The sequence below is a fragment of the Gordonia otitidis NBRC 100426 genome, from assembly GCF_000248075.1.
GTDB lineage: Bacteria > Actinomycetota > Actinomycetes > Mycobacteriales > Mycobacteriaceae > Gordonia > Gordonia otitidis.
The window spans coordinates 63,202-85,041 of the sequence record NZ_BAFB01000170.1 but is presented as its reverse complement, the minus strand read 5'-3'; the positions used below and the strand labels follow the sequence as shown (position 1 = coordinate 85,041).

Below are 21,840 nucleotides of genomic sequence, written 5' to 3'. Positions count from 1 at the left end.
GTTACCTTTGCTCTCGTGGTCGCGAGCGCTCAGATGCGTTCGAGGATGGTTGCGGTCGCGAGTGCTCCGCCCGCGCACATTGTGACGAGTGCCGTCTCCGCGTCGCGTCGTTCGAGTTCGTGAAGTGCGGTGGTCAGCAGACGTGAGCCGGTGCTGCCCACGGGGTGGCCGAGTGCGATGGCGCCGCCGTTGACATTCACCTTGTCCATGTCGGCGTCGTACACCTGGGCCCAGCTCAGCACGACAGAGGCGAATGCCTCATTGATCTCGACGATATCGATGTCGGACAACGACATTCCGGCTTTGCTCAGCACGCGATCGGTGGCCTGTACCGGGCCGTCGAGATGGTAGTACGGCTCGGAACCCACGAGGGCCGTGGTGCGCAGCCGGGCGCGCGGTCGCAGGCCGAGTTCACGGGCCTTCGTCTCGTCCATCAGCAAGACCGCGGCCGCGCCGTCGGAGATCTGGGAGGAGGTGCCCGCGGTGTGGATTCCCCCATCGATCACCGGCTTGAGTGCCGCGAGTGTTTCCGGTGTGGTGTCGCGCAGGCCCTGATCGCGTGTGACGTCGATGATGTTGCCGGTCACTGTGCCGTCTTTGGTGCGCTCGGGTGCTTTGAGGCTCAGCACTTCACGGTCGAATCGGTGTTCGTCCCACGCCTGTCGGGCGCGTTGCTGACTCCGCACGCCGAGGGCGTCGACATCGGCGCGCGTGATCCCGCGTCGAGTGGCGATGCGCTCGGCGGCCTCGAACTGATTGGGCATCTCGACGCTCCACGATTCCGCGTGGTACGGACCGGCGTCGACTCCGATGTTGGCGCCGAGGGGTGTCTGCGACATCAGTTCGACGCCGCAGGCGATCCCGACGTCGATGGTGTCGGTGGCGATCAGTCCTGCGATCAGATTATTGGCCTGTTGCGCGGAGCCGCACTGACAGTCGACGGTCGTGGCGCCGGTCTGCTCGGGAAGCCCGGCCGACAGCCATGCCTTGCGGGTGATGTTTCCCGACTGCGCGCCTGCCTGGGTCACGCACCCGCCGATGGCCTGCTCGACGAGCGCCGCGTCGATTCCCGCCTTCTCGATGAGTCCGCGCTGCGTGAGACCGAGAAGTTCTTCTGCATGGAGGCCCGACAGCCAACCTGCCCTCTTGCCGATGGGGGTTCGCACTGCTTCGACGATTACCGGCACACCCATGTCCGTCACCTTTCGCGCTCGACTGCTCTCGCATGAAAGTAGAACATGTTCTCGTTTATGTCCATGTCGGGCCTCGTTCTGGTCCCGATGCCGTCGAGAACGGGTCATTCGAGCGGATAGGTCACGCTACGTGCGCACGGAGCGGCGTGATTAGCTCGGACGGTTGGTTCGGGAGGCGTCGGAGCTCGACGCACAGAGGAAGGGCGTGATGTGAAGGACTGGATCTACTCGATTCTCACCACTGTCTTGGGCGTCGTGTTGCTCGCGCTCGGGATCTCGGGGCTCAGCTCGACGGATGTCACCTGCGGCGGGCAGACGATGAGTTCGGGTGATCGGTGCGTCGAGATGAAGAGCGGTAGGGAAACCGACTTGGAGCAGACGCGATCGGAGAATCGGACGGGGAACTACTCCATGCTCGGAGGCGGGGCCGCGGCCCTGATCGGTGGCGGGATCTGGATTGCTGTGAACGCGAGGCGGACGGGACGACGTCGTGCCAACGGCGGTCCGCACCCAGCGACCGTTGTCGGCGCGGGCATCCCACCGCAACCGTATCCGCAGGCGGGGCAACCCCACTCGCCGCACTATCCCCAACAGCCCGGGCAGTACCCGCAAGCGGGACAGCCTCGTCCATCGCAGTATCCGCACCACCAGCCGTATGTGGGCCACCCGCAGTCGTCGCCGCGGGGCCCGTCGTCCGGGTATGGCGGCGGTCCGTCGCCACTCGGCGCGCAGCCGCCGGCTCCCGGTGCGCCGCCGAAGATCGACTATCGGAAGTAGCTTCGACGGAAAAGTAGAACGAGTTCCTGTTTTGACGCGATAGTGTGTGTACAGTGAGCGCTAGTGAGACGTGAACACGTTCGCGTCTCTGGTTGCACAACGCTGAGAACAGGGTGGTATTTCCGTGATCCAGACCGACGGCGTGGGGGCCGACCAGACGTCATCCTCACCAACAGCATCATGTCCCTTCATGCATCAGGAGGGGTGGGATTTCACCAATCCCGACCTGCTCGAGAAGGGCATCCCTGTCGCCGAATTCGCGGCGCTGCGCAAGACCGCCCCGGTGTGGTGGAACGCCCAGCTCCCTGGTAAGGGCGGCGGATTCCACGACGGGGGTTACTGGGTCGTCTCGAAGCACGCGCACGTCCGCGAAATCTCCAAGAACAACGAGGACTGGGCGACGTCGACCAACGGCGTCATCATGCGCTTCGACGACGAGATGCCGCAGGACCAGCTCGACGTCACCAAGGCGCTGCTGATCAATCACGATCCGCCGGAGCACACGCGCCTGCGGAAGGTGATCTCGAAGGCGTTCACGCCTCGCGCGGTGCAGGCGCTGGAGGAGAAGCTCGACGACGCGGCCCGCGCCATCGTGCAGCAGGCGGCAGACAGGGGCACCGGCGACTTCGTGCACGACGTCGCCGTCGACCTCCCGCTTCTGGCGATCGCGGATCTGCTCGGGGTTCCCGAGACCGATCGCACGAAGCTGTTCGAGTGGTCGAACAACATGATGAACTACGACGACCCGGAGTTCGCTGCAGTCGATCCGCAGGTGGCCTCGGCCGAGATCCTCGGCTATGGCTACAACATGGCCGAAGAGCGTCGGAAATGTCCTGTCGACGACATCGTCAGCACGCTGGTCAACGCCGACATCGACGGCCAGCACCTCGACGAGGCCGAGTTCGGATTCTTCTTCATCCTGCTCACCGTCGCCGGCAACGAGACAACGCGTAATGCGATCAGCCACGGCATGAACGCCTTCCTCGAACATCCCGAGCAGTGGGAGCTGTTCAAGGCGCAGCGCCCGGCGACCGCGGTCGACGAGATCGTCCGTTGGGCGACGCCGGTGAACTGCTTCCAGCGCACCGCCAAGCGCGATACCCAGGTGGGCGGCATCGACATCAAGCAGGGGGAGCGCGTCGGACTGTTCTACGGTTCGGCCAATTACGACGAAGACGTCTTCGACGATCCGTTCTCGTTCAATATCCTGCGCGATCCCAACCCGCACGTCGGATTCGGTGGCAACGGAGCGCACTTCTGTGTCGGCGCCAATCTCGCCCGCATGGAGATCAACCTGATGTTCAATGCCATCGCCGATCTGGTGCCCGACATCTCGCGGCTGAACGAGCCACGCAGACTCCGGCACGGATGGATCAACGGAGTGAAGGAACTGCAGGTCGACTATGGAACACGTTAATCGATGAGCACTGCCGCCCAACAGGATTCGAGTCAACCCGCATACCTGGGGATCGACCGGGAGAACCACCCCGCCGTCGTGGCGGGTCGCCGATCGCGGGAGGCGGTCGCGGCTCGGGACAAGCAGGCGTGGCTTGACAACTTCGCGCCGGACGCGAAGGTCGAGGATCCGGTCGGGCCGTCGATGTTCGACGAACGAGGGGTTGGATTCCAAGGCCGAGAACGTATCTCGCAGTTCTGGGATCTGTCGATCGGGACCACCGAGAGTATCGAGTTCGTCTTCGACGACGAGATCATCTGCGGCAACGAGGTCGCCTACGTCGGGAAGATCGTGACGCACATCGCGGGCCATGTGTCGGAGGCGCACGGCGTGTTCACCTATCGCGCCGACGACGACGGCAAACTGTCGGCGCTGCGGGCCTTCTGGGAGGTCGAGAAGACGATCAACTCTGTGCGGCCGGCCTGACTCCGGGACATGTTTCCTGACCTGACGTCGAGATCCGCACCTCGTCTGTTGCACTTCACCTTCGGCGGTTCCGAAGGTAGCTGGTGACAGATGAGGTGCGGATTCTTCGTGGAACCGATCCGCCGCTGTGTGCGTCACAACGTGCATGGTCCACTTCCATGGCATCACGGGTGCGGTCAATCGCGCCGAACTCCTCGCGGCTGGTTATGTCGACCGTGAAATTCGACGTGCGGTCGAGGTCGGAGCACTCGTGGCGCTGGCGCCCGGAGTGGTGATTCCCCGGGAACTACTCACGGAAGACACTCCCGAGCAACGACACCGCCACCGTGCGCTGGCCGCGATACGGCGCGACGCACGCAGTCCCGAGGTGCGCGACGCGAAACACACTCGCGCGCTGGCTCTCTCGTCCGCCGGCGCAGTACTGGGGCTGCCGGTCTGGGGTCTCGACACATCGCGGGTGTCCATCGCCGACAGCGGGCGTACGCCTGGTACGCGCACGACCTCACGCACCCGACTGATGACCGACACCCGGCCGCCTGCTCTGGTCGACGTCGATGGCGTGCTGGTCGTCTCCCCGGCCCGCACAGTCGTCGACATCGCCCGGACGTCCGCACGGATACCCGCCATCGCGGTGGGTGACGCTGCCCTGCATGCAGGACTGTGCACCGTCGAAGATCTGCAGAACGAGCTGGACCTGTTGACCGGAATGCGTGGGCGGGCTGAGGCGATCCGGGTGATCGGTCGGTGTGACGGCAAGGCGGAGTCAGTGCTGGAGACCCGCAGCCGCGTCGAACTGGTCGACGCCGGCGTGCCGGAACCGGAACTGCAGGTGAACATCTACGACGCGCAAGGGCGTTTCCTAGCACGCGTCGACCTGTACTGGCGCGACGGACGCCTCTGCGGCGAGGCCGATGGGAACAAGAAGTACGGCGACGACCCGGACGAGATACGGCGTGCGCTGATCGGCGAGAAGGCACGCGCCGACGGGGTCGTCGAGACCGGGCACGCGCTGCTGCGGTGGGGCTGGCGCGACCTCGACGAACCGGCGGTGCTGGCCGAGCGGGTCATGCGCATGCTCGGTCGGCGCGCGGCTTGACCGGGTGCGCTCCGTGCAGCTACCTGACCTGTGTGCAGCTACCTTCGACGGTGCAGAAGGTAGCTGTGTACAGATGAGGTAGCCGCGCGCCGGGTCGCTAGCGCGCGGCCCGGCTAGCTCGACGGCTTGTCGGCGCCGACGAGCCACATCGAGTAGTACTGCGCCCCACCGCCGTATGCGTGGCCGAGTGCCTTGCGGGCGCCGGCGACCTGATGGTCACCGGCCTTACCCATCACCTGGATCGCAGCCTCGGCGAAGCGGATCATGCCCGACGCCCCGATCGGATTGGACGACAGCACCCCGCCCGACGGGTTGAACGGTATGCGGCCGCCGATCTCGGTCTCGCCGGCCTCGGTCAGTTTCCAACCCTCGCCCTCCGGGGCGAAGCCGAGACTCTCGAGCCACATGGGCTCGAACCATGAGAACGGGACGTAGACCTCTGCGACGTCGACCTCGTCGATCGGGTTGTCGATGCCTGCCGACTTCCAGAGTGCCGCTGCGGCGTCGCGGCTGGCCTGCGGGTTGACGGTGTTGCGGTGCGCGAAGAACAGGGGTTCGGTGCGCATGGCGGTGGCATGCACCCAGGCGACCGGATGGCCGTCGGCGACAGCGGCGTCGGCGACCTGTTCGTCGCCGATCACCACGGCGCACGCGCCGTCGGACGACGGGCAGGTCTCGTCATAGCGGATGGGGTCCCAGAGCATCTGTGAGGCCATCACGCTGTCGACCGTGATGTCGGGTTGATGAAGGTGTGCCAACGGATTCCGGGCACCGTTGCGTCGATCCTTGGTGGCGACCATCGCGCCGATGTGTTCGGGAGCGCCGGACTGTCGGATGTACGAACGCACGTGCGGTGCGAAGAAGCCTCCCGCGCCCGCGCCGACCGGTTTGGTGAACGGAACCGGAAGCGACAGTGCCCACATGGCATTCGACTCCGACTGCTTTTCCCATGCAATGGCGAGCACACGCTTGTGCACACCGGCGAACACCAACGAGGCGGCGACGTTGGCGGTCGAGCCGCCCACCGACCCTGCTGTGTGAACGCGGATCATCCGCTTGCCGACGGCACCGAGGGCGTCGGCCATCGCGAGTTCGGGCATCATCGCACCCTCGAAGAGGTCCGGCGCCTTTCCGATGACGATCGCGTCGATGTCGTCGATGCCCACACCCGCGTCGGCGAGCGCAGCGTCCATCGCCTCGCGGCACATGCCTGCCATCGTGACGTCGTGTCGCTTGGCGACGTACTTGGTTTGTCCGGTGCCCAGGACCGCCGCACGGTTGTTGTGTGCCATCAGTTCTCGTCTCCCACGTTCGAATCCCCGCTGTTCGAATCACTCTGCAGCGTGACCACCATGTTCTGCTGCAGCAGAGGTCCGCTCGTCGCGTGCGCGAGTGCCGTGTGCGCATTGCCCGTGAGGATCTCGTGAGCCGCATACCCGATGCGCTGCAACCCGCCGCTGAACAACGAGTTGCCCGTCAGCAGACCACCGGACGGATTGATCCGCACCGAGGCGGGGATGCCGAGCGCGTTGCGCACGATGATCTCCTGGTGCGTGTACGGCGCTGCGATCTCGGCGACGTCTACGGCGCGTGTCCTGTCTCCGAATGCGGTGTCGGCGGCCAGCGCGGTCGATGGCGAGATGGTCAGATCCCGCGCGCCGAAGTTCGCGCTGTCGATGCGGTGATCCCAGCCGGTGACGAACGCGGGATTGGCGACGAGCTCCCTGGCGCGCCGCTCACTGGCTATGATCACCGCGGCGGCTGCATCGGTGAATGGTGCGATGTCATGCGCGCGAAGGGGATCGGCGACGTAGTCGGTTGCGAGCAGTTCCTCGACCGACGAGCCGGTTGTCCGTGCCGCCACGGCCGCCATGTCGGCCTCGGTCCACGTGCCCGAGTCGAGGCCCGCACGCGCCTGCAATCCGGCAAGGGATCGGTCACCGGGCCACAGTGGCGCGACGGTGTACGGATCGGTCTGCATCGACAGTGTTCGATTGCTGTCTCCCGCTGAGGATTTGCCGAAACCGTAGGCCAGGGCGAGGTCGACCTCGCCGCTGGCGATCTTCACCCATGCCTCGTACAGTGCCCACGCACCGTCCATCTCGACATGCGATTCGTTGATCGGCGGCATCGCGCCGATCGAGTCGATGGCCGAGATGAACGAGAAGGCACGTCCGGCGAGGTAGTCCGACGAACCGCTGCACCAGAACTCGATGTCTGTGCGCGAGATGCCGAGCTCGGCATAGAGCTTGGTGAAGCAGGGGATCAGCATCTCGACGCCGTTGGTGGTGCCGTGTGTGCCGACGATGTTGGGACTGTGGGCGAACCCGACGATCGCGATGCGGGGGAAGGTCACGTGGTGCTCCTGGAGGTAGAGATCGCGGGTCAGAGGAACTCGCGGTAGCTGTCGTACTCGGCGTCGGGCTCACCGGTCGGCCGGAAGTGACTGATCGAGCCCATGGACAGTTCGCGCTCGTCTTCTGGTACCCAGACGGCCTCGACACGCATCCCCATTCGGACCTCGTCGGCGGGGCAGTCGAGGATGAGGTGCAGGAATGGGATGTCGGAGCCGTCGAGGAGTACGTATGCGGCGACGTAGGGAGGCTTGATCCGCTGGCCCTGGAACGGGACGTTCACGATGCAGAACGTGGTGACGATCCCGGTGTCGGGGAGTTCGACGTGTTCGACCGCGGGCGCACCGTCGGCGGGGCTCACCGACCGTGGCGGGAAGTAGACGCGACCGGCGTCGACTCCCGACCCGATGCGCGTGCCGATGAGCTTGCCCGCCTTGAGGCCTTCGAGGTAGCGGGATTCCTCCTCGGTGGCCGAATGGGTGATCGTCGTGGTGATCGGTGTGGTGATGATGACCTGTTCGCCGTCCGGATTCTCGGCGGTGTTGCGCTCCGCGGGTTCGGCGGTCTCGCCGGGCGCGAAGTAGGCGATGTCGTCAATGCGACCGCTCCGCGCTGCGCGCCAGACGGCGTGCACGCGCATTCCGGTCGACATCTCCGATGCACTGGACACCTCGACCGCGTGCAGCAGCGCGGAATCCGCGCCGTCGAGGCGGATCAGCGCCCACGCGAACGGTGCTTCCACGGGCTGTCCGTCGATGTGCTCGGGATTCCACGACCAGGTGGTGACCGTGCCGACGGGTGCGACGTCGACGACCTCGGAGATCGGCGCGCCCGACGCGGCGTCGAATTCGATCGGCGGCACCGAGACGGTCCCGTCGGACGAGCGTGAGCCCACTATGCGGCCGTCGCGCAGGCCGAGTGCGAACTGGCTCAACACCGGTCCGAGCGACCGCGTGTAGGCGAACGTGTTGCTCAGCTCGGCGGTCAGGATGGTGGCCCCGGGATCGGGCACGCTGACAACGGGACTCGAGGCGGTCGCGTCGGGAGAAGTGTCGATGCTGCTCACACTTCGAGTAGAACACGTTCTAGTATTGGGGCACAAGGCTGTGACCGCGGTGGTGGTCGCGGCGGCGACAGGGAAGAGGTCGACCGGTGAAACTCGCGCTGCAACTGGGATATTGGGGAGCTGGACCCATCGACGACGCTCCGGGGCTCATCGCTGCGGCAGAAGACTCAGGGTTCGACGCGGTGTTCACCGCCGAGTCGTGGGGGTCGGACGCCTACACCCCGCTCGCCTGGTGGGGAGCGTCGACGTCGCGGATACGTCTGGGTACCGCCGTCGCCCAGTTGTCGGCACGTCCGCCGACCTCGCTGGCGATGCACGCGCTGACCCTTGACCATCTCTCGGCGGGACGGCACATCATCGGACTCGGCGTGTCAGGTCCGCAGGTCGTCGAAGGGTGGTACGGGCAGCCATTCGGCAAACCTCTCGCGCGCACAAGAGAATACGTGCAGATCGTGCGTGACGTGCTGGCGCGGGCAGATCGTGTCCGCAGCGCAGGCCCGCACTACCCGTTGCCCTATCCCGCCGACGCGCCGGGCGCGACAGGGCTGGGTAAGTCGCTCAAGCCGATCACCCATCCGCTGCGCGCCGACATCCCGATCTGGTTGGGCGCGGAGGGGCCCAAGAATGTCGCGCAGACCGCGGAGATCGCCGACGGTTGGCTCGCCATCTTCTACAGCCTCTCGCTCGCCGATCAGTACGAGTCGTGGCTGGCGGAGGGATTCGCGCGTCCCGGGGCGCGTCGGACACGGGACGACTTCGAGGTCGCGGCGACCGTGCAGGTGGAGATCACCGACGATGTCGACGCAGCGATCGACGCATATCGACCCGCGACCGCGCTGTACGTGGGCGGGATGGGCGCCAAGGAGAAGAACTTCCACGCCGAGTTGTACCGGCGAATGGGGTACGGCGACGTCGTCGACGAGATCGGCGCGCTGTTCCTCGCCGGACGCAAAGAAGAGGCACTCGCCGCGGTTCCCGACGAGATGGTGCGCGAGACGATGATCGTCGGTACGGCCGACGAGGTGCGCGAACAGATCAAGCAGTGGGAATCCGCGGGTGTGTCGATGCTGATGGTGACCACGCGCGACGCCGGGACGATCCGTGAACTCGCGACGCTGGTGTGAGGCGTCTGTGCAACGTCGCTGACGAGGAGTGGGGCTGACGAGGAGTGGGGCCGATGGGGGAGTGGGGCCGACGGGGAGTGGGTCAGGGCTGGCTGACGCGACGCTCCCGGGACGTCTGCGCGGGCACGCGCCGTGGCGTCAGCGTGAGCTGAAAGTCTTTCGGCACCATCGTGAGTCGTTCGTCGACGCGGAGCCGGTAGTCGGGATCGGGTGCGATCTCGTAGCGGTGCAACAGGCTCGCCAGCACGAGCACGGCTTCGTGGAGCGCGAATTGCCTTCCGATGCAGGCGCGCACGCCGTTGCCGAACGGCTTGTAGGTGTGTGCAGGGCGCTTCCTGACGTTCTCGGGCAGGAAGCGATCCGGATCGTAGGTGTCGGGATCGTCCCAGACGGCGGGGTCGCGATGGACCTGGGCGAGGACGATGACGGCCCAGTCGTCCGGCGTCATCCGGTAGCGGCGGCCGAGCGTCGTCGTCGATCGTGGGCTGCGCGCGAACGCGGGAACCGTCGGCCAGATGCGCAACGCCTCGTCGAGCGCGCGACGGATGTAGCGGAAACGAGGCACCTGCTCGAACGTCGGCATCGACGTCGGGTCGTGACCGAGTGCGTCGTCGGCCTCGCGTTGGGCCTGAGCGAGACAGTGGGGGTGCTGGGACAGGTAGTGCAGCGTGAACGACAGAGCACCCGAGGTCGTTTCGTGTCCTGCCACGAGGAAGGTGAGGATCTGGTGGCGGATGTTCAACGGCGACAGGCGTTCACCGGTTTCGGGGTGGGCGACGTTGAGCATGATCCCGAGTAAATCGTGCTGATCGGTGGTGTGCTCTCGTTCGGCGATGAGGTCGTCGAGTAGTGCGTCGACGTAGTTCTGGGTCTGCGCGTTGGGGCGGTCGAGAAGCGCCGTGAGGTAACGGCCGCCAGGTGCGGTGCGCAGCGCGCCCTTACGGCGACCGGTCTCCAATGCGCGGATCATGGCGCCGACGAACGGGTGCTGCTGTGCGGAGGTGAACGACCCGAAGTCGTGGCTGAACGCTGCGCGGCTCAACGTTTCCATGGTCAGTTTCGTCATGTCCCGTGTCACGTCGACGGTCGTCGCTCCCGAGGTGTCGGCTGGTAGCCGGTCCCAGTAGTCGAACAATTCGTTCGCCGTCTCGAGCATGATCGGGTGATAGGAGCGCATCGCCGACTTGGTGAATGCGGGCATCAGGAGGTCATGCGCGAGTTGCCAATTGGACTCGTCGTTGCGGGCGGTGAACAAGCCGTCGCCCACGTAGTCGCGTAGCGCCTCGATCGCGGGTGGAAGTGCTTTGGAGAATCGCGTTTCGTCGCAGAGCTCAGCGGAGAGTTCGGCTGATGCGACGAAGACGAACTTCTGGCGGAAAACCTGCATCTCGTAGATCGGGCCGAGATCGGCGCCGAGCGTCAGCATGCTCAGCAACGGATGCCGCGGATCGGCGACACCGAGATCGCCGATCAGTGGCCTGCGACGTCCGGGACTGGGGAAGCGCTGACCTGACCAGTTGTTCTCGACGCTCAGGCGTGACATGTCACGACCCTGCCGTGCGTGCTTCGAGGTGTCAACGAACCGCGCCCCCAGGTGGACGAATGATGACCCCGGTTGGGTCTGCGAGTGAGACTCGGTGCTGTCGCCGAGAGGTCATTCGCCGGTGAAGACAGGCTTTTCCTTGGCGGCGAACGCTCTGGGGCCGATCTTGGCGTCTTTGCTCATGAAGACGCGCGCGCCGAGGTCGGCGTCGATCTTGAATGCGTCCTCCTCGTGAAGGCCCTCGGTGTCACGGATGGTCCTGAGTATCGCTTGCACGGCGAGGGGACCGTTGGCCGCGATGACGTCGGCGATCTCGAGTGCTTTGTCGAGTGCGGAACCGTCGGGGACGACGTAACCGATCAGGCCGTACTCCTTGGCCTCTGCCGCGGTGATGTGTCTGCCGGTGAGCAGGATGTCGGCGGCGATCGTGTACGGGATCTGGCGGACCAGCCGCACTGCACTGCCGCCAAGCGGGAACAATCCCCACTTCGCTTCGGACACACCGAACTTCGCACTCTCGCCTGCGACGCGGATGTCGGTGCCCTGCAGGATCTCGGTACCGCCGGCGATGGCGGGACCCTCGACCGCTGCGATGAGTGGTTTGGTGAGCCGACGACCCTTCAGCAAAGCGGGCATCCGGGTGAGATCCCAGCCGCCCTCGGCGAACTTGTCGCCCGCGGGCTTGGCGTTCATCGATTTGAGGTCGGCGCCCGCGCAGAAATAGCCACCGGCTCCGGTCAGGATGGCGACGCGGATGTCGGGGTCGTCGTCGACCTGATCCCAGGCATCCTCCATGATCGCCATCATCTCGGTCGACAGCGCGTTGCGGGCCTGCGGGCGGTTCATGGTCACGATGAGAACGTGGCCGCGCTTCTCGACGAGGCACTCCGGCATCGGTACTCCTTGGGGTCGTTGTGATCCCGTTGCCTCCGACGGCGGACACGGCGCGTCGAACACGTGATCAGGCCTTGCCGAAAACAGTAACACGTTCTAATTTTATCGTCATGGCCTTCCACATCGCCGACCTGATCGAACACGCCGTCGACCTGATGTCCGACCGAACCGCGTTGGAAACCGCCGACCGATCGATGACGTACGCCGAGCTGGAGCGCGACGCGAACGCGCTCGCCCACGAGCTGATCGCACTCGGTGTGGAGCCGGGTGACGCGGTGGGTCTGTACAGCAGGAACACGCTGGAATGCGTTGTGGCGATGTTCGCCATCTTCAAGGCTCGGGCGGTGATGGTCAATGTCAACTACCGGTACGTGACCGCCGAACTCGAACACATCGTCACCGACTCCGACATGAAGGTCCTGATCTACGAACGACAGTATGGCGACAGGGTGCGGAACGTGTTACCGAAGGCACCGGAACTGGGCCACGTGATCGTCGTCGACGACGGCTCGGACGTGGACGCACCCAACGGCGCGATTTCGTATGCCGATGCTCTGGACCGCGGGAGCGTCGAGCGTGATTTCGCGCCGCGCAGCGACGACGACCTCTACATGCTGTACACGGGGGGAACAACGGGACTCCCGAAGGGCGTCGTCTGGCGGCAAGAGGACATCTGGCGGGTATTGGGCGGTGGGATCAACTTCTACACGGGTGAGAAGATCTCCGACGAATGGCAGCAGGCTCGCGACGGCGCGGCCGGTGGTCAACTGGTTCGCTACCCGATCCCGCCGTTCATCCACGGCGGATCGCAGTGGGCCGTATTCCAAGAGCTCTTCGCCGGCGGCAAGGCGGTGATCTACCCCGAGTTCGGTGCGCACCTCACCTGGCAGATCATCGAGCAGCACAAGGTCAACGTCGTGATGATCACCGGTGACGCGATGGCGCGACCGATGGTCGACGCACTGCGCGCGGGGCATCCCGATGGTCGGCGCTACGACACCGCATCCGTTGTGTCGCTTGCGTCGTCGGCCGCCCTGTTCTCGGCCAGCGTGAAGGACGAATATCTCGAACTCATGCCGAATCTGCTCGTCATCGACGCCATAGGATCGTCCGAGACCGGATTCAGCGGCATGTCCGCGGCGCAGAAGGGGCAATCGCACACGGGCGCACCGAGAGTGACGGCCGACAAGGCTGCCGTGGTGTTGCGTGAAGACGGCAGTCCGGTCGAGCCGGGCTCCGGCGAGGTCGGAATCCTCGCGAGGTCGGGGAACATACCGTTGCGCTACTACAACGATCCGGAGAAGACTGCCCGAACCTTCAAGGAGTTCAACGGTATCCGGTACTCCATTCCGGGCGACCTCGCGACGGTCGACGTCGACGGCTCCATCACGATGATGGGTCGCGGCTCCCAGTCGATCAACACAGGCGGTGAGAAGGTCTTCCCAGAGGAGGTCGAGGCCGCGCTCAAGGCACACCCCGACGTGTTCGACACCGTCGTCGTCGGCATCCCCGACGATCGATACGGACAGCGAGTCGCGGCCGTCATCGCGACCCGTGACGGGGCCAAGCCGAGTCTCGACGAACTGAACCACGTTGTGCGGGAACAGGTTGCCGGATACAAGTGTCCGCGCAGTGTCTGGTATGTCGATGAGATCAAGCGCTCGCCCGCTGGTAAGCCGAACTACGCGTGGGGCAGAGAGATCACCGAGTCACGGCCGGCCGACGCGTCGTCGCAGGTCGTCAGCGGAAGGGCATGAAAGCATGAGTAATCGTGTGATCAGAACAGAACTCACCGAACGCTTCGGGATCGACTACCCGATCTTCGGCTTCACGCCGAGCCAGGAGGTGGCTGCCGCGATCAGCCGCTCAGGTGGAATGGGTGTGCTCGGGTGTGTCCGCTTCAATGAGGCGTCCGAACTCGACGAGGTGCTCGAGTGGATGCACGAACACACCGAAGGCAAGCCGTTCGGCGTCGACGTCGTGATGCCCGCCAAGATCCCCACGGAGGGAAGCAAGGTCGATCTGGAGTCGATGATTCCGCCCGAGCACCGGGCTTTCGTCGAACGTACCCTCGACGATCTCGGGGTGCCGCCGTTGGAGAACGGTGAACGGCTCAACACCGGTGTGCTCGGGTGGCTGCATTCGGTCGCGCGCTCGCATGTCGACGTCGCGATGGAGCACGCCCGAAAGTACGGGCAGATCAAGCTGATCGCGAACGCGCTCGGATCGCCGCCGCCGGACGTCATCGGCGTCGCGCACGAGAACGGCGTGCAGGTCGCGGCCCTTGCCGGAGCGAAAGACCATGCGCTGCACCACGTGGACGCTGGCGTCGACATCGTGATCGCGCAGGGATATGAGGGTGGCGGTCACACCGGTGAGGTCACCTCGATGGTGTTGTGGCCGGAACTCGTCGACGCGGTGGGCGATCGGGCCCCTGTTTTGGCGGCGGGTGGCGTCGGCAGTGGGCGGCAGATGGCCGCGGCAATTGCGCTGGGAGCGCAGGGCGTGTGGATGGGCACTTACTGGCTGACCGCCGCCGAATACCGGCTCGGCGCGACCGGAAACGGACCGTCGACCGTGCAGAAGGCGCTGCTGGCGGCGTCGTCGCGGGATACCGTTCGACGCCGGATCTACTCGGGCAAGCCTGCCCGCCTGCTGAGGACGAAGTGGACCGACGCCTGGGATGCACCCGGCGCTCCGGAACCGTTGCCGATGCCGCTGCAGAATCTTCTCGTGGGGGAAGCGCATGCGCGCATCTCTCAGGCCGATGACGCGGACGTCGTCGCGATGCCCCGCAGGCCAGATCGTCGGGCGCATGAACTCGATCACTCCGGTCGCCGAGTTGATCGCTGACCTGGTCAGCGAGTACCAGGAATCCGCCGTGCGGCTGGGCAAGACGCTGGAGTAGGGCTCCTCGGCGGCCGGTGGTCTCGGTGCTCGCCCCGCGCTGCCCGCGCTGCTCTGACCGCCCCGCGCTGCCTGCCGCACCGCCCGCGCTGCTCGCCCCGCACTGTCCGCGCTGCCTGCCCCGCGCTGCTCGCCCCGGGCTGTCCGCCAAAAGTAGGGGAAAGATTCCTTCCCCTACTTTTGTGCTGTTCCGCGGGTTGTTTCGCGGGGAAAGGCGTGAAAGTCGGGGAAGGGTGTGCCAGAGAAGCGTCGAGTGTCACGAAGGTGAGGCCGGCTACGCGAGAGGAGACGCGCGATACAGGGGAGTCGGGGGTTGCGTGTCGAAGCGCAGTCGCGTGGCCTGGGCCCGATGGTCGGAGTGAGGCACATTCGCTGTAGGTGACTTCACTTCAAGACGCCTCCGCGCAGCAATGCGTCGTGGATGCGTTCGGTGAGGCGCCTCGGTGCGGCGAGTTCGTTCCAGGTCCACCGCGCGAAGGTGATGTCGCGGGCACGAATCGCGTCCTCGCGCAGCTTCTCGTCGTAGATCACCTCTTCCGGAAGCATCGCTCCGCTGTCGGCGGAGGCGCGGTGGTACTTGAGCCGGCCGTCGAACTCGCCGACCACTCGTAGATTGCCTTCAGAATCCCGCCACCCGAAATCACAGCGATACATGGTGCCGTCGGGGAGCGTGATGACCACCTGCAGTTCCGGGTCGGGGATGAGCTCCGACTCGCAGAAAATGCAACGGCTGATCGTCTCACCGATCGACTCCGATAGGTCGGTGGCCAGGAGCAGTGCGGTCCGGAGCACGTTGATCCCGTGGCAGGGGCCGAGTGCGTCGACGATGGCGGCGAGGTCGATGGGCTGTTCACGAATTCGTCCTTGATACAGCCCACTGTCGAGTGCGCAGACGGCTTGTCGGAGGTTACCGAGGCGCGCGACGTCGCAGACCGTTCGTCCGATCGAGGTGACCAGGATTCCGTCGATGCTCACCACGTGTTCGTCAGGGATGGGCGCCTGATGGATCGCGAGTCCGGGCGAGGTACGTCCGGAGCGCTCGGAGACGAAGTGCACCGTCGACCGGTCGGGGTTCAGCAGCGGGACCCCGAGCATGACAGCCGCCGACTGATGACTTAGGAATCGACGCGGGCCTCCACTACGCGCCGCGGCGACGACCATGTCGCGGTATCTGGTTTCGGCGCGTTCGTAGTCTTCGAGGTCGGCGTAGGCAGAGCTGGACACGTACGAGCCCTGTCGCAGACGCTCGATCTGTTGATCTCTGAGCGCGCGCCGGATGTCGCGGTCAGTGTGTCCTTCGCCGATGACGGTGCGCCGATAGATGATTCGACTGTCCGACGCCGAGCCGTCGGGATCGGATGCGTGGAATGAGGTCATGCAGTGATCGTGGCCGAAAGTCGCGGAAAGGTGTCGGCCTGTGCACCTGGTTGTGGATAACTCGACGGAATCGTGTGGTTGTGGATAAGTCGTGGCGCGGGGGTGGGGTGAGCGGTGGGGCAGCGTCGGGCTTTCCCCTGGTTTCTGTGGTTTCCGCGGGAAGTTTGTAGGGGAAGGGGAGGGAAGTCGGGGAAGGAGTCTTTCCGCCACTTTCTGCGCGCGCGGGGGGCGCCGGGCCGGGCCCGGGGCTCGGCCTGAAGCCGGGGTGAGCGGTGGGGCAGCGTCGGGCCTTCCCCTGGTTTCTGTGGTTTCCGCGGGAAGTTTGTAGGGGGAGGGGAGGGGAGTCGGGGAAGGGGTCTTTCCGCTACTTTCTGCGCGCGCGGGGGAGTGGGGCGAGCGGGCCGGCGGTCACGCGTAGGTGTGGCCGCGGCGGGTCCACGTCGGGGCTGAATCGGTTTCGCGGAGTGTGCGTTTGAGTGTTTTGAAGGTCGCGGTCTCCGGCAGGGAGTCGACGATGCGCACGCGCTGCGGCCACTGCTTGGGCCCGAGGTCGGTCTGCGCGGCCAGGAAGTCGCCGAACTCGGCGGGATCGAGTGCGGGTGCCACCAGTACCGCCTCGATCTCGTCGCCGATCTCCGTCGGTACCCCGTAGACCGCAGTCTGCCTGATGCTGCTGTGCCGTAGCAGGATTCGTTCTATCGGTCCGGTGCAGAGGTTCTCGCCGTCGACGCGCATCCACTCGCCGAGACGGCCCGCGAAGTGGACGTAGCCGGCGTCGTCGACCCACCCGAGGTCGCCCGTGTGGTAGACACCGCCGCGCACCCGTTCCGCGGTGGCATCGGGATTCCCGTAGTAGCCACTGAACAGCCCCGGACCAGAGCTGTTCACGATCTCTCCGATCTCGCCCGCGGGCAGCGGCGCGCCGGTGTCCTGGTCGACAATGGCTGTCGGCGGCCGCAGGGGACCGAGAGCGTCGTCTGGGGTGTCGGGAGTGCGTGTGATGGCCACACCGCCCTCGGTGGAACCGAATCCGTCGACGACGCGGCAACCGAACCGTGCGGCGAAGCGTCGACGATCGCGTGCCGACGCCTCGTTGCCGTACACGATTCGCAGCGGGTTCTCGGCGTCGTCTGTCCGCTCTGGAGTCGCGAGTATGTAGTTCAACGGTTTTCCGACGTAGTTGGCGTAGGTGATCCCGAAGCGGCGGACATCCGGCAGAAACGAACGCGCAGAGAATCTGTTACGCAACGTGATCGACGCCGTGCCCGCCACTGCGACCGACCAGCCTGCGATCGTGGCGTTCGAGTGGAACATGGGCATCGACAAGTAGACGTTGTCGGCGGGGCCGATGTCGAAGCGTTCGGCGAGCATCGTTCCGCTTGCTGCAAACGTGCGATGCGTGCATTGGACGGCCTTGGGTTCGCCCGTGGTGCCGGACGTGAAGATCAACATCAGCAGATCGTCGTCGGAGGAATCAGGGAGATCGACGGGTGTGTCGCTGTGTGGCGCAAGGAGTGTGGACCACTCGTCGGAGTCGACGTCGATGACCCGCGCACCGTGGTCGACACCGTCGAGTAGGTGACGGGTGTCCGAGCAGGTGAGGACCAGATCGCAGTCGGCGGTGGCGATGTCGGCTGCGAGCGCGGCTCCACGCCGGGTGGTGTTGAGCCCGACGACGACGAACTCGCCGAGGACGGCGGCAGCGATCGCATAGCTGAACTCCGCGACATTGCTCATCAGCACACCAACATGTGGTGGTCGGCCCTGAGTCAGCAGTTCGGTGACCGCAGCAGCGCGCTGCGCGGAGCGGCGGAGATGCTCACTCCACGACACGAATTCATCCTCGACGTGGAGCCCTCGGTCGGTGACGTCGACCAGCTTCGACAGGAGGTCGGTGACCGTCACTGCGACGCCGTGATCACGCTGGGGCGGCGGCGAGGATGTCGCCGATCCGTCGAAGTGCTGTGGTCGCCGACCCGAGTGTGAACTCATTCTGCTTGGCGCGCAGGAAGTATCGGTGCGTGGGGTGACTGGTATCGAGTCCGACGCCGCCGTGGACGTGCACGGTCGTGTGCGCGACCCGATGACCCGACTCCGCGGCCCAAAACTTGGCTGTTGCGATGGCGGCGGCGATCTCGTTGTGGTCGGTGGTTGCGGCGTCGTCAGAACTGCTGCCGGACTGTGCGAACATCCACGCGGCCTGCGTGGTGGTCAGAGAGAGTGCCGAGACGTCGATGTAGCCGTCGGCGAGGCGCTGTGCGACGGCCTGAAACGAGCCGATCGGCCGGCCGAACTGTTCCCGCTCGCGCGCGTAGGACGCCGTGGCCGCCAGCGCTGCGGCGAGCACGCCGGACTGTTCGGCACACAGTGCGAGGGTGAGGCGATCGACGAGGTCGGAGACGACGTCGGCGCCGTGGAGCACGTGTGCGTCATCGACTGCGACGTCGGAGAATTCGACGTGGTAGGTGGGGGTGAGGCCGGTGGTTCGGGCCTCGGTGACGGTGATGCCGTCCGTGGTCGCGTCGACGACCGCAACGGCGACCCCGTCGGCATCTGTGGCGGTGACCAGTAGGAGCCCGGCCGCCGCGGCGTAGGGGACGTTGATCTTGGTGCCGCGCAGCAGGTATCCGCGGCCCGATCGGGTGAGTGCGGTGGTGGGCGAAAGCGCATCGTCGCCGAGATCCTCTTCGACGGCGGCGGTAGCGACGAGGGTGCCGTCCGCCATGCGGGGGAGCAAATCGGTCGCGAGGGTCGTGGTGGCATTTCGAGCGAGGAGCGGGCCCGCTGCGATCGCGTGCTGACCGAAAGGAACCCGAGCCAGGTGGCGGCCGAGTTGCTCAGCGACAGTGGTGTTCTCGACGGCCGTGAGGTCGCCCGCTGCGTCACCGGCAAGCGCTTCGGGCAGCTCGAGGGCGAGCAGGCCCGCCGAGGCCAGTTCGCGCCACAGCAGTTCGTCGAGGGGAGCCGACGAGGCCTCGAGCGTTGCGACCCGGTCGTCGGAGCTGATCTTGGTAGCGATATCGGCTGCGAGATCGCGGACGGCGGTTGCGGTTTCGGGGAGGGTGAAGTCCATGTACGTGCTCCTCGGCTCAGTGCTGGATGGGTGGCAAGTCAGCGCCGCTGTGGGGGGAGACCGAGGGCGAGCATGCCGATGATGTCGCGCTGAACCTCGTTGGTGCCGCCCCCGAAAGTCAGGATCAGCGATGTCCGCTGGTAGCGCTCGAGTCTGCCGTGCAACTGTGCGCCCGGCGAGTCCTGCCGGAGCGTCGCGGCGGGACCGACCACCTCCATCAGTAAACGGTATGCCTCCGTGGCGAATTCGGTGCCGAAGACCTTGGTCGCCGAAGCGTCGGCGGGCGATGGTGATCCACCGGACGCGGCTGCCGAGGCGATCTTCCAGTTGATCAGCTTGAGATACTCGACCTTCGCGTGCACTCTGGCGAGGTTTGTGCGCGCCCATGGCGCGTCGATGATCCGTTGGCCGTCCCCGGTTTTGTGTTGCTGCGCCCAGGCGACGGTCTCGCGCAGCGCGGTCTGCACGGGTGCGGCGCTGCACAACGCCACCCGCTCGTGATTGAGCTGATTGGTGACCAACGGCCAACCGCCACCCTCTTCGCCGACGCGTGCACTGAGCGGCACCCGTACGTCGGAGTAGTAGGTGACCGACGTGTCGACACCCGACATCGTGTGCACCGGCGTGTAGTCGAAGCCCGAACTGGTGGTCGGCACGATGAGCATCGAGATGCCCTTGTGCTTCTTACCTCCCGGCTCGAGGGTGGAGGGATCCGTACGGCAGGCCAGCCAGATGTAGTCGGCGTAGGCGACCAGCGACGTCCACATCTTCTGTCCGTTGATCACGTACTCGTCGCCGTCACGCACCGCTGTGGTCCGCAGGGCTGCCAGGTCTGTTCCCGCGCCGGGCTCGGAGTATCCGATCGAGAAGTGCAATTCACCCGCTGCGATCCTCGGCAGAAAGAACGCCTTCTGCTCATCGGTGCCGTAATGCATGATCGTCGGGGCGACCGAGTTGATGGTCAGGAAGGGGACGGGTGCGCCGGCGATCGCCGCCTCGTCTGTGAAGATCAACTGGTCCATCATCGACCGGTTCTGGCCGCCGAACTCCGTGGGCCATCCCAATGCCAGCCACCCGTCGGCACCCATTTGTGCCACAACGTCGCGATAGGCATCGCCTTCGCCGACTTCTCCGTCGCCCCCGGAAAGCGCGGCGCGTCGTTCGTCTGTCATCAATCCGGCGAAGTACGACCGCAGTTCGCGACGGAGATCGGCTTGCTGGTCTGTGTACGCGATGCGCATTGTTCGGCCCTGTGCTTTCCGGTGGGTGCTCGCCAACTTCTGAAACACGTTCTAACCTGTATCCACCCAGCCCGTCAACCAACGGACCTGACAACGAAGAGGGGTACTGATGCGAATCAAGGCGGATTTCGACCTGTGCGAGGCCAACGGCGTGTGCGTGGGCATCGCACCCGAGTTCTTCGACCTCGATGATGACGACTACCTGGTGATTCTCTCCGATGACGTTCCGGCGGACAAGGTCGACGAGGTTCGTCAGGCGGTTGCCGGTTGCCCGAAGTCGGCATTGCGGCTCGAGTGAGGCGCCGCGCGGTTTTCGGGGGTTCCTACTCGGACTCGCGAGGTCGCATGTTAGAACATGTTCTAGTCGAGGAAAGGTGTACCCAGTGGGGCAGTCTTGCAATGATCGCGTAGCCGTCGTCACCGGAGCGGGCGCGGGTCTCGGGCGGGCAGAGGCAATCGGTCTCGCGGCGGCAGGCGCGACGGTCATCGTCAACGATCTCTCGGGTTCCCTGGATGCCAGCGACACGATCGACAGCATCACCGCGGCCGGTGGGCGCGCCGTCCCGGTCGCCGGAGACATCTCCGACTCCGCTGTCGCGGCCGAGATCATGCGAGTGGCCACCGAGGATCTCGGACGGCTCGACATCGTGGTCAGCAATGCGGGCGTCGTGCGCGACAAGATGCTGTTCAACATGTCCGACGACGAGTGGGATCTGGTGATCCGGGTGCACCTGCGCGGTCACTTCCTGCTCAACCGGAATGCGGGGGCGTACTGGCGTGGTGAGTCGAAGAAGGAAGGTCGGCCGGTCTACGGGCGATTGATCAACACGTCGTCGGAAGCAGGTCTGCTCGGTCCCGAGGGGCAGGCGAATTACGGTGCGGCCAAGGCAGGGATCACCGCACTGACCCTGTCGGCGTCGCGAGCGCTCAAGCGCTACGGCGTGCGTGCGAACGCCATCTGTCCCCGCGCGCGCACGGCGATGACGGCTGCCGTGTTCGGCGAGGCGCCTGTCGACGGCATCGACCCGTTGTCGCCCGACCACGTCGTGCGACTAATCGAATTCCTCGCCTCCCCCGACTCTGACGACGTCACCGGACAGGTTTTCGTCGTCTATGGTCCGCGGGTCACGCTGATGGCCGCGCCGACCGTCGACGAGGTTTTCACCGCCGACGGTGACGCGTGGGATTCCGACGATCTGACCAAGACTCTCACCTCGTACTTCGCAGAGCGTGACCCCTCGAAAACCTTCACGGCGCGTGGGCTGGTCAACTGACCCACTTCTGGCTGTTGTGCGTGCTAGGTTGCTTGGGAA

Annotated in this window: 18 protein-coding genes and 1 pseudogene; 9 read left to right on the top strand and 10 right to left on the bottom strand. The window is 65.5% G+C overall.

All coding sequences use genetic code 11. The annotated features are described in order from the left end of the window. Positions 1-29 precede the first annotated feature (29 nt). Positions 30-1,193: a steroid 3-ketoacyl-CoA thiolase gene (locus tag GOOTI_RS16855; protein ID WP_007239823.1), complete on the bottom strand. Its 1,164-nt coding sequence runs from the start codon at positions 1,191-1,193 to the stop codon at positions 30-32. 210 nt (positions 1,194-1,403) lie between these two features. Here GOOTI_RS16855 and GOOTI_RS16850 point away from each other — a divergent pair, with 210 nt between their 5' ends. From GOOTI_RS16850 to GOOTI_RS16835, 4 genes are all read left to right on the top strand, one after another. Continuing rightward, positions 1,404-1,970 carry a hypothetical protein gene (locus GOOTI_RS16850; RefSeq protein ID WP_007239822.1) on the top strand — a complete coding sequence of 189 codons (567 nt, stop codon included), beginning with the start codon at positions 1,404-1,406 and terminating at the stop codon, positions 1,968-1,970. Between the two features lie 190 nt (positions 1,971-2,160). Next, positions 2,161-3,387: a cytochrome P450 gene (locus GOOTI_RS16845; protein ID WP_007239821.1), complete on the top strand. Its 1,227-nt coding sequence runs from the start codon at positions 2,161-2,163 to the stop codon at positions 3,385-3,387. Between the two features lie 3 nt (positions 3,388-3,390). Beyond that, entirely contained in the window at positions 3,391-3,852 is a 462-nt protein-coding gene (locus tag GOOTI_RS16840) for a nuclear transport factor 2 family protein (RefSeq protein WP_007239820.1), read from the top strand. 145 nt (positions 3,853-3,997) lie between these two features. Continuing rightward, entirely contained in the window at positions 3,998-4,948 is a 951-nt protein-coding gene (locus tag GOOTI_RS16835; RefSeq protein WP_007239819.1) for a type IV toxin-antitoxin system AbiEi family antitoxin, read from the top strand. Positions 4,949-5,061: 113 nt separating this feature from the next. On the opposite strand, the gene GOOTI_RS16830 is transcribed toward GOOTI_RS16835, so the two are convergent. Genes GOOTI_RS16830 through GOOTI_RS16820 form a run of 3 tightly spaced genes read right to left on the bottom strand, consistent with a single transcriptional unit; the run spans position 5,062 to position 8,314 of the window. Continuing rightward, positions 5,062-6,240 carry a thiolase family protein gene (locus GOOTI_RS16830; RefSeq protein ID WP_007239818.1) on the bottom strand — a complete coding sequence of 393 codons (1,179 nt, stop codon included), beginning with the start codon at positions 6,238-6,240 and terminating at the stop codon, positions 5,062-5,064. After that, positions 6,240-7,304, bottom strand: coding sequence for a thiolase family protein (locus GOOTI_RS16825; RefSeq protein ID WP_007239817.1), 1,065 nt, complete (start codon positions 7,302-7,304; stop codon positions 6,240-6,242). Before GOOTI_RS16825 ends, GOOTI_RS16830 begins: the two co-directional genes overlap by 1 nt. Before the next feature lie 29 nt (positions 7,305-7,333). Then, complete coding sequence (locus GOOTI_RS16820) at positions 7,334-8,314, bottom strand: Zn-ribbon domain-containing OB-fold protein (RefSeq protein WP_007239816.1); 981 nt, start codon at positions 8,312-8,314, stop codon at positions 7,334-7,336. A gap of 140 nt (positions 8,315-8,454) precedes the next feature. Here GOOTI_RS16820 and GOOTI_RS16815 point away from each other — a divergent pair, with 140 nt between their 5' ends. After that, positions 8,455-9,492 (top strand): LLM class F420-dependent oxidoreductase, encoded by a 1,038-nt coding sequence (locus tag GOOTI_RS16815; RefSeq protein WP_007239815.1) that lies wholly within the window; start codon positions 8,455-8,457, stop codon positions 9,490-9,492. An 82-nt stretch (positions 9,493-9,574) separates the two neighbouring features. Here the strand turns inward: GOOTI_RS16815 and GOOTI_RS16810 are convergent, their stop codons facing one another. Both GOOTI_RS16810 and GOOTI_RS16805 read right to left on the bottom strand, forming a co-directional pair. Continuing rightward, entirely contained in the window at positions 9,575-11,035 is a 1,461-nt protein-coding gene (locus GOOTI_RS16810; RefSeq protein WP_007239814.1) for a cytochrome P450, read from the bottom strand. A gap of 111 nt (positions 11,036-11,146) precedes the next feature. Further along, complete coding sequence (locus GOOTI_RS16805; protein WP_007239813.1) at positions 11,147-11,929, bottom strand: crotonase/enoyl-CoA hydratase family protein; 783 nt, start codon at positions 11,927-11,929, stop codon at positions 11,147-11,149. Between the two features lie 110 nt (positions 11,930-12,039). Here GOOTI_RS16805 and GOOTI_RS16800 point away from each other — a divergent pair, with 110 nt between their 5' ends. Further along, positions 12,040-13,686: an acyl-CoA synthetase gene (locus tag GOOTI_RS16800; protein WP_007239812.1), complete on the top strand. Its 1,647-nt coding sequence runs from the start codon at positions 12,040-12,042 to the stop codon at positions 13,684-13,686. A 19-nt stretch (positions 13,687-13,705) separates the two neighbouring features. Beyond that, a pseudogene (locus tag GOOTI_RS16795) lies at positions 13,706-14,837 on the top strand (NAD(P)H-dependent flavin oxidoreductase). Between the two features lie 383 nt (positions 14,838-15,220). Here the strand turns inward: GOOTI_RS16795 and GOOTI_RS16790 are convergent. The 4 genes from GOOTI_RS16790 to GOOTI_RS16775 form a co-directional block, all read right to left on the bottom strand. After that, complete coding sequence (locus tag GOOTI_RS16790; RefSeq protein ID WP_007239810.1) at positions 15,221-16,213, bottom strand: hypothetical protein; 993 nt, start codon at positions 16,211-16,213, stop codon at positions 15,221-15,223. A 408-nt stretch (positions 16,214-16,621) separates the two neighbouring features. Next, positions 16,622-18,118, bottom strand: coding sequence for an AMP-binding protein (locus tag GOOTI_RS16785; RefSeq protein WP_007239809.1), 1,497 nt, complete (start codon positions 18,116-18,118; stop codon positions 16,622-16,624). A gap of 13 nt (positions 18,119-18,131) precedes the next feature. Continuing rightward, on the bottom strand, positions 18,132-19,286 hold the full coding sequence (locus tag GOOTI_RS16780; protein ID WP_007239808.1) for an acyl-CoA dehydrogenase family protein: 1,155 nt from the start codon (positions 19,284-19,286) through the stop codon (positions 18,132-18,134). A gap of 38 nt (positions 19,287-19,324) precedes the next feature. Further along, positions 19,325-20,527, bottom strand: coding sequence for an acyl-CoA dehydrogenase family protein (locus tag GOOTI_RS16775; protein WP_007239807.1), 1,203 nt, complete (start codon positions 20,525-20,527; stop codon positions 19,325-19,327). Positions 20,528-20,636: 109 nt separating this feature from the next. On the opposite strand from GOOTI_RS16775, the gene GOOTI_RS16770 reads away from it, so the two are divergent. Both GOOTI_RS16770 and GOOTI_RS16765 read left to right on the top strand, forming a co-directional pair. Next, on the top strand, positions 20,637-20,825 hold the full coding sequence (locus GOOTI_RS16770; protein WP_007239806.1) for a ferredoxin: 189 nt from the start codon (positions 20,637-20,639) through the stop codon (positions 20,823-20,825). An 85-nt stretch (positions 20,826-20,910) separates the two neighbouring features. Further along, positions 20,911-21,801 (top strand): 3-oxoacyl-ACP reductase, encoded by an 891-nt coding sequence (locus GOOTI_RS16765; protein ID WP_007239805.1) that lies wholly within the window; start codon positions 20,911-20,913, stop codon positions 21,799-21,801. Positions 21,802-21,840: the final 39 nt, after the last annotated feature.

Bases quoted from the DNA above. Each gene is read 5' to 3' on its own strand.
- GOOTI_RS16830 (WP_007239818.1), bottom strand. From the start codon at position 6,240: ATGGCACACAACAACCGTGCGGCGGTCCTGGGCACCGGACAAACCAAG.
- GOOTI_RS16840 (WP_007239820.1), top strand. From the start codon at position 3,391: ATGAGCACTGCCGCCCAACAGGATTCGAGTCAACCCGCATACCTGGGG.
- GOOTI_RS16780 (WP_007239808.1), bottom strand. From the start codon at position 19,286: ATGGACTTCACCCTCCCCGAAACCGCAACCGCCGTCCGCGATCTCGCA.
- GOOTI_RS16855 (WP_007239823.1), bottom strand. From the start codon at position 1,193: ATGGGTGTGCCGGTAATCGTCGAAGCAGTGCGAACCCCCATCGGCAAG.
- GOOTI_RS16800 (WP_007239812.1), top strand. From the start codon at position 12,040: ATGGCCTTCCACATCGCCGACCTGATCGAACACGCCGTCGACCTGATG.
- GOOTI_RS16810 (WP_007239814.1), bottom strand. From the start codon at position 11,035: ATGTCACGCCTGAGCGTCGAGAACAACTGGTCAGGTCAGCGCTTCCCC.
- GOOTI_RS16790 (WP_007239810.1), bottom strand. From the start codon at position 16,213: ATGACCTCATTCCACGCATCCGATCCCGACGGCTCGGCGTCGGACAGT.
- GOOTI_RS16775 (WP_007239807.1), bottom strand. From the start codon at position 20,527: ATGCGCATCGCGTACACAGACCAGCAAGCCGATCTCCGTCGCGAACTG.
- GOOTI_RS16845 (WP_007239821.1), top strand. From the start codon at position 2,161: ATGCATCAGGAGGGGTGGGATTTCACCAATCCCGACCTGCTCGAGAAG.
- GOOTI_RS16835 (WP_007239819.1), top strand. From the start codon at position 3,998: ATGGTCCACTTCCATGGCATCACGGGTGCGGTCAATCGCGCCGAACTC.
- GOOTI_RS16770 (WP_007239806.1), top strand. From the start codon at position 20,637: ATGCGAATCAAGGCGGATTTCGACCTGTGCGAGGCCAACGGCGTGTGC.
- GOOTI_RS16805 (WP_007239813.1), bottom strand. From the start codon at position 11,929: ATGCCGGAGTGCCTCGTCGAGAAGCGCGGCCACGTTCTCATCGTGACC.